Source organism: Paenibacillus sp. 01L418, from assembly GCF_056400045.1.
Genome location: NZ_JBFTSN010000304.1, coordinates 1 through 8,064, shown reverse-complemented (window position 1 = coordinate 8,064; position 8,064 = coordinate 1). Strand labels below are relative to the sequence as shown.

The 8,064-nt window shown below is 44.5% G+C and carries 4 protein-coding genes; all 4 read left to right on the top strand.

Annotation, left to right across the window (positions count from 1 at the left end):
* Positions 1-1,075, top strand: a 1,075-nt coding sequence (locus AC1DSE_RS25665; RefSeq protein ID WP_477528388.1) for a (Fe-S)-binding protein, incomplete at its 5' end; no start/stop codon positions are given.
* Positions 1,076-1,251: 176 nt separating this feature from the next.
* Positions 1,252-2,007, top strand: a complete 756-nt coding sequence (locus AC1DSE_RS25660; protein WP_477509229.1) for a DeoR/GlpR family DNA-binding transcription regulator — start codon at positions 1,252-1,254, stop codon at positions 2,005-2,007.
* 325 nt (positions 2,008-2,332) lie between these two features.
* Complete coding sequence (locus AC1DSE_RS25655; RefSeq protein WP_477528389.1) at positions 2,333-7,492, top strand: S-layer homology domain-containing protein; 5,160 nt, start codon at positions 2,333-2,335, stop codon at positions 7,490-7,492.
* A gap of 15 nt (positions 7,493-7,507) precedes the next feature.
* Positions 7,508-8,064: SGNH/GDSL hydrolase family protein (locus AC1DSE_RS25650; RefSeq protein WP_477528387.1), on the top strand; the 557-nt coding region annotated here is incomplete at its 3' end.

Here is an 8,064-nt window from a genome sequence, read left to right as displayed (position 1 = left end):
CGTGAAATACGGGCAGCTTATCGAACAAACGCGGGATGCAATTGAAGAACATACCGATCGGCATCGTTGGTGGGTAAAAGGGATTCGCCGCACCGTATTAAAAGAGATGTTCCCTCATCAAAAACGGATGCGACTGCTGGGTGGAGCTCTTAAGGCCTACCAGAAAACAGGGCTTCGCAAAGTCGCACACGCCAGCGGGATGATGAAGCTGTTTCCATCGCATTTGCGGGAGATGGAGAACATATTACCTGACACATCATATAAAGGAGTGGCCGAGAAAATCGGGGTCAGGCACTTGGCTAAAGGGGAAAGAATCGCTACTGTTGCATTATTTCGAGGCTGCCTCATGGATATGATGTTTACGCAAACCAACATCCATACCGTTAAATTGTTAACGGAATCGGGATTTGACGTGCTCATACCCGTGACTCAAAATTGCTGCGGCGCCTTGCACGCCCACAGTGGGGAGTCCGAAGAAGCCAAATCTCTGGCACGGGTGAATATCAGAGCCTTTAAGGATGCGAACGTCGATTTTATCGTAACCAATGCGGGAGGCTGCGGAGCAATACTGGTCGAATACGATCATTTACTCCATGATGATCCGAATTGGAAAGCAGATGCCGAATGGTTTGCCGAGCGGGTCATTGACATTTCCGATCTTCTGGTTCGGATAGGCCGCAAGCTGCAGTTCTCAGAACGAGGTACAAGTAAAGCGGAGAAATCACTCCGTATAACATATCAAGATTCTTGTCATCTCCGTAATGTCATGCGTGCATCGGATGCACCAAGAAAGCTTATGGGAGAGATTGATGGCGTAAATTATGTTGAAATGAAAGAAGCGGATCGCTGCTGCGGCTCTGCAGGTATTTATAATGTGACTCAACCGGAAATGGCAGGACAAATACTGGAGCATAAGATGGTGCACGCGAATAATACACAGGCGGAATACATTGTGACCAGCAATCCTGGCTGCTTGCTGCAAATGAAGCATGGGATTGAGAAGCACGGCTCTCCTGAACGAGTGAAAGCTGTCCATATCGTGGATTTTCTATTTGATCGATTGAACATCGATTAGTAATGAAGTAGTTTCAAGTAGTAAAATGTTTAAAATAGACGAAAACATTATGAAATGAAACATATTTTGTTGATTTCCAAGAATTCATTCCATACAATAAAGGTACAACCTTTCGGAAATGTAATCGTTTATTGCTTTTGCTTAAAAACCATCTGCTGGAGATATGAGGGAGTGCCATGAAGGACGACTTGAATGACAGACAAAAACAAATAATTCAACAGTTACAGACCAAAGGTGAGGTCAAAATATCGGAATTGAAGGAACATTTCGACGTAACGGATATGACTGTGCGAAGAGATTTGGAGAAAATGGAACGCAGCGGCCTGCTTAAAAGAACGTTCGGTGGCGCCATTCTTGCATCGAAAGATGTTGCCTTGGGAGAGCGTTCTATTGTACGAGGAGTAGAGAAAGAACGAATCGGGCGTCTTGCAGCCAGCTTAGTGCAGGCTGGTGAATCGATATTTATTGATGGAGGTTCTACGACGCTTCAGATTGCACGGCATCTTCCGGAAGATGCCAATATTACCGTTGTTACGAATGCTATTAATGTAGCTGCCGAGTTGTCAGAAAAAAGGATTCCGACCATAGTTCTTGGTGGCATATTAATGGATACGACCAAGTCAATGGTTGGGCCTGTCACACTGGAGACGATTTCTCGTATGGCATTTGACAAGGTGTTCTTAGGAGCAACGGGACTTCATCCTCAGCACGGATTCAGCAACTCCAATATGCATGAAGCAGAAATCAAGCGTGTTGCCATTCAAAAAGCAAAAGAGTCGTATATTGTAATTGATCACTCTAAGTTCGGTACGAGCATGCTGGTTTCTTTCGCGGATTTGAAAGTCGTCACAGCAATAATTACGGACGAAAGACCGAATCAAGAAATGGTTTCCATTTGTCAAACCGCCGAGACAACCATCTTCTTAGCATAGATATCATTAGTTGRATTTGTCTCTACGCTTATGTTTTATGTATCACTTAATTGTTATTGAAATGAAATCGATAAGGATGAATGAACCAATCGTTGTGACATCACAATGGTTGGTTCATTTTTATTACCGAATATTATACAGAATCTACGTTGTCTACCAACCATACTAGTTATGCTTGATCAGATTCATCAAATATTGAAGCCAAAATACCACCAAAACACATAGCAGTTTCAAAGATAAGTACATGTTAATAGAGATGGACGAAGTGATAGGATAATGATGTTAAGAAGGGATCCTATCACGGGGGGGTATTTAATTGAAAACAATGATTTGGAATCGAGTTTTCCTAGTTGTGATGATTGTGATGTTGTTGACGATGAGTTGGCCGACGGGAACGAATATTTCATATGCTCAAGCAGGTGAAAGCTCGATTTTCTTTGACAATTTTGAAGATGAAGAAGCTGCAGCCTGGACCCACGAAAGTGGAACCTGGGCTACCGTTAATAGTACGGGAGTAACTTTATTTTCTGATGAATTCGAGAATGAAAGTGCTGCAGGGTGGACTAATAATGGGGGCGAGTGGTCTAGCGTACAAGGCGAAACGTCCAAAGCCTATCAACAGAGTTCCAGCAACGGGGGAGCAGAGCTAATTGCAGGGAGCAATGCTTGGACAGATTACTCCTTTGAAGCGGATGTGAAGCTGATCAGCGGCGCTGGAGCGATGCTGGATTTTCGGCATCAGGATAACCAGAATTTTTACTATTTGTATATGAGTGAATCGTACATCAGGCTGATGAAACAAAACGGCAGCGCTCAAGATTGGTTAAAGGCATATGATGGTCCTTCACTTGATGTCTCGAGGTTTGTGCATCTGAAAATCGATGTGATAGGGAATCAAATCCGTGTATATAAAGACGGTGAATTGGTCATAGAGACTACGGACGATAACGGTTATATTCCATCCGGTAAGGTAGCGCTTGCCACATGGGCCTCATCGGCGCAATTCGATCATGTTGCCGTGACAGATCTGTCTGCTAATCAAGTTTATTCGCAAACGGAGAGTAGCGGCGGTATTTCCTATACAGGCAATAGCACTTGGGCTAATTATTCCGTACAAGCTCAAGTTATGCCGACAGCGATAAGCGAGGATGGAACGGTAGGCTTAAGCCTGAGACATAAGGATAGTCATAACAGATACGATCTACAATATATCGAAGCTGGGAAAATCCAGATTGTCAAAGTTTTGGACGGAGAAGTGACGGCGCTTTCAGAAGCGGCTTTCAGCATGGAAAAGGGCAAGTCCTATACATTCAAAGGTGTAGCAGGGGGGAAATACATCGATTTTTATATTAACGGCGTTAAACTACTGTCTACAGTAGACACATCTTTTGCAACCGGAAAGATTGCTTTGACGATGTCGAGGGCAACTGCGGACTTTGATAATATCGAGGTGCAAAAGGTATTAGCACCTGTTAATTCGGATGGTCATACAGCTTATTATGTTAGTTCCAGCACTGGCGATGATGCGAACGATGGTTTAAGCGCTGAACGCGCATGGAAAACTCTGAATAAAATCAATATTTCGACTTTCAGTGCAGGGGATTCCATCCTCTTGAAATCGGGCGACGCATGGAATGAACCGCTTGTTTTGAAGGGGTCGGGCTCGAAGGAATATCCGATTACTGTTTCTTCTTATGGTTCAGGCGCTAAGCCTGTCATTTCGTGGAATGCTCCATACGGTGGAAGTGTAGTCACTGGACATAATTTAAGCCACTGGACGATTAAGGGATTAGCCGTTAACATCCTAACCTCTTCAACGTTATCATGGAGCAATATTACAGCAGGAATTAACGTTATATATGATAATGCCGAGCGGTACGAAAATCTTCGAATTGAAGAGAATGAGGTATACAGCGCTAATTACAACAGTAATAGCAATGGAATTATGATTACGGCGTTGATTCCGGGAACAGACATCAAAGAGGTTGCGACGGATGTGTCGATAATTAACAATGAGGTCCATAATGTGGGGTGGTATGGAATAACCACTGCTGGATGGGATACCGCGAAAAACGAGGATTTGCGCTCCCAGATGCTTTTTGGAAGATTTAAAATCAGCGGAAACTACGTGCATCATACTGCCAGCCAAGGAATCGTTCTGCAAGATGCTCATCATTCCGTTATAGAAAGAAATGTTGTTCATGATGGAGGTCTCGGTGTGGACACTTGGGGGCCAGGTGGCTTGTGGATCATTGCCTCCCGGGATTCTGTAATTAAATTTAACGAAGTTTATAACATGAAGGACGCGGAATCGGGGTATGACGGATCAGGGGTCAACGTGGATTGGTACTGTGACAATATTACCGTTCAGTATAATTACGCGCACGATAACAAAGGCAATGGAATAACGACAATGAGTAATTACGGAACAAAAATATGGAATAACAAAGTCAGAGGCAATCAAGGGCTACAATCGAACGGGAATGGTCAAATTGCACTCGGGAATTTCACGGGTAGACCCGATCTCTCATCAGGAGAGCATGATCTTGATGTTGCAAATAATATGATCATCGTAGACATAGAGAATACGGCCGCGATCAATAGCGCTTCTAATCCCCATGGAACGTGGACAGGAAATAAGATTTATAATAATCACGTTGCGATTGCCAGAGGAATAACGAACTTCAATATTTTCGATATTGCTTCAAATACGAACTTTGATGTTATTGATCATAACGATGTCACTAATGAAGCACTAGCCTTTAGCTCGATTTATCATGGAACAACCTATACGAGTCTTGGATCATGGCAACAAGGTACAGGGTTTGACGGCAATACACAAGTGCTGCCGATTGATGAATCGATTCCTTCGACGGTAAATCAAGTTACCGCGACGCTTAACGATTATCCTGAGTTATCCTGGTCGGAGGCAGAAGATCAAGGGAACGGGATCCTGCACTATAACATCTATAGAAGTGAAGACGCGGCTTTTTCGCCAGCTTATTCCAATATGGTGGGAGAATCCACTACGACAAATTTTATTGACAGGGAAGAAGCACGGCCAAACACGACGTATTATTACAAGGTAGAAGCGGAAGATCGGAGCGGAAATGTAGGGGCTGCTTCAGAGGCTGTCCATCTAACTACCGGACCGACTGTCCCGGAAACCGAGCAACCGAAAATGGTTGATTTTGCAACCTTTCGAGATGGTTATCAATTAAATGTTACCGATTTACAGACTATGCCTTATATCGCGGGAATACGACCCATTCAAAAAGTAGAGCTGTACGTGGATGATAGATTGATTCAGGAAATGACGGTATCACCTTATGCATATACCGTAAAGGGCTTAAGCAATGGAGAGCATACTTTGCAATACAAGGTTTACGATATGACCGGGACTGTTACCGAGTCGAGACGGATTAAAGTAAACAAACAAGTTACCGCCCTGCGCAGCTTATTCACACAATCTAGGCCGACAATTGACGGCTCAATCAAAGAATGGGGTACGCCCGAGTTTGTCATGGATCAGAAAGCCCAGGTGAAAAGTATTGAAAGCACTTTCTCTGATCAATGGTCTCCGCAAAGGTTAAATGCAATAGGGCATACCCGGTGGGATAATGACAATTTGTATATCGCAATTAAGGTTATGGAAGACGTACATCGTTTGCCTATCTCGAATGCGGCCGATTTGTGGAAAGGCTCCAGCATTCAGATCGCCATAGATCCCGATAGAGGAACTATTCCGGGAAGCAAAGGATACACTGAATTCGCATTTGGGTTAACAGATGAAAGCCAGACTGTCGGATATCGTTACAATGCTATTGCCGGCAAAACTGCAGGTGAGTTTACCGCAGGCGAAATGGAGATCACCAGAGACGAAGCGACGAAGTCTACTAGTTACGAATTGAGTATTCCTTGGGGCGAAATCATTCCGGGAGGAATTTCAGTTAAAGACGGTTCCGCCTTAGGGATCTCTGTACTTGCCAATTATAGCGACGGAAGCTTCATCAACCCGGGTAATGGAGATGCCCGAAATGGATGGATTGAATACAATAGTGGGATAGGTGCTGGAAAAGCCCCAATTCAATATGGATATTTGATTCTTAGCAAACAGATATTTGAAACTCCAACGATTAGCGCGATAGCCGGAAATGGAGAGGCGCAATTAAGTTGGAGTGCGGTAGCCGGAGCAACAGGTTATAACATTAAGTACGGTACAGCTAGCGGTTTGCATTCTAGCAAGATTGATGCAGGAAGCGTCACCCATCTTACTGTATCTGGGCTGACAAAGGATACGACCTATTACTTTGTTGCGGAAGCCTACGATGCATATGGCGAAAGCGGTCTTTCTAACGAAGTATCAATCGTCGCTTTAGGCGAGAGTGGTATCGGAAGTCCTGAAAGCCAAGTCGGCAACGCTGACTCAAAGGTAGAGATTAAGGACGGGGCGGCTCAAGTGAAGTTGGATGAAGGTCAATCGAAAGCTGTCGTCCTCTTATCGGAAGTCGGGAATTACCCGCTTCAAGTGCATCTTGGCAAAGTGGCGATTACCATAAGTCAAAAGACGCTGGATGATCTCAGAAAACAATCAGGCATTATCGCTGGTACTTTAATTGAAGTGACCATGAGCCCTATTAACAATTCTGCTATATTAAACGTGCCGATCAGCGGCAGCAAAGCGACGATGAAAATCGCAGGTGAAGTTTATGATTTCGAAGTCAAACTCAAGACTGCCGATAATCGTGAAATCCCAACCGATATAGTCTCAGGCGGCATTACGCTATCTCTGCCTTATGATCCCGGTCAAGTCGATGAGAAGCTTCTCGGTATTTACTATTACGATAAGGCGAAGATGCAATGGGAATATGTCGGCGGTGAAATCGATGAGGCCATGAATCAAGTTAAGGTAACGCTGCAGCATCTTAGCGTGTATTCGGTTATGGAGTATAACAAGACTTTCAGCGACGTGAAGGAAGGTCACTGGGCGAAGCGGGTGCTTCAAATATTGGCAGCAAAGCATATTGTCAATGGTGTGGATGAGTGGAGATTTAACCCTGAAGGAAAAACAACCAGAGCAGAATTCGTAACTTTACTGGCGAATGCTTTAAACCTGGAAGATGATGGTGTGAGCAATTCGTTCATCGACGTCAAAGAAGAAGCATGGTATGCGGATAGTATAGCGGCAGCAATTAAAGCTGGAATCACTTCAGGGATAAGCGCAAATCAGTTTGCCCCAGACCAATTCATCAGCCGAGCGGAAATGGTCACGATGATCGTGCGTTCGGCCGGCATTCAACCGAAGCCTGTGGCGACAGTCGGCTATACGGATGCGCAAGATATTCCGAGATGGGCTCTACCCTACATTGCCGCTGCCGAAGAAGCGAACTTGGTGCGTGGAAGAGGAAGCAACTTGTTTGCGCCTCAGAGCAATGCGACGCGGGCGGAAGCTGCCCAACTCGTTTACAATCTATTGAATAAATAAAGGGAGCGATGGCACATGTTGCTACAGGAAGGACAGAAAATGATATTTATTGGCGACAGCATTACGGATTGCGGCAGAAAGGATGATCCTGAAAATATAGGAGGCGGATATGTACGCATCGTTCGGGATTACTTATCGATCGTACGACCGGAGATCTCTTTGCAGGTAGAGAACCGTGGGATAAGCGGTGAGACGATATTGGATCTAAAGGCACGTTGGAATGAAGATGTAATCGAGTTAAAGCCGGACTGGCTATCCGTATCTATTGGCATAAATRATGAATGGAAAAATGTCAGCTGCGATGATTTCAGAGATACCTACCGGGAATTATTGGCTGAAACGAAAAGCAAAACGGGGTCATCGTTGATATTAATGGAAACGACAATCCTATCCGAAGATTCGAACGACGGGAAGAATGAACGACTTCTTCCCTATAATCAGATAATTAGAGAAGTCGCGGCGGAATTCGAAGCCATTCTCGTGCCTCAGTTTCAGTCATTTACAGCATATTTAAGGGAGCAGCGCGGGAAAACACTAACCGTGGATCAAGTTCACATGAACTCGACAGGGAA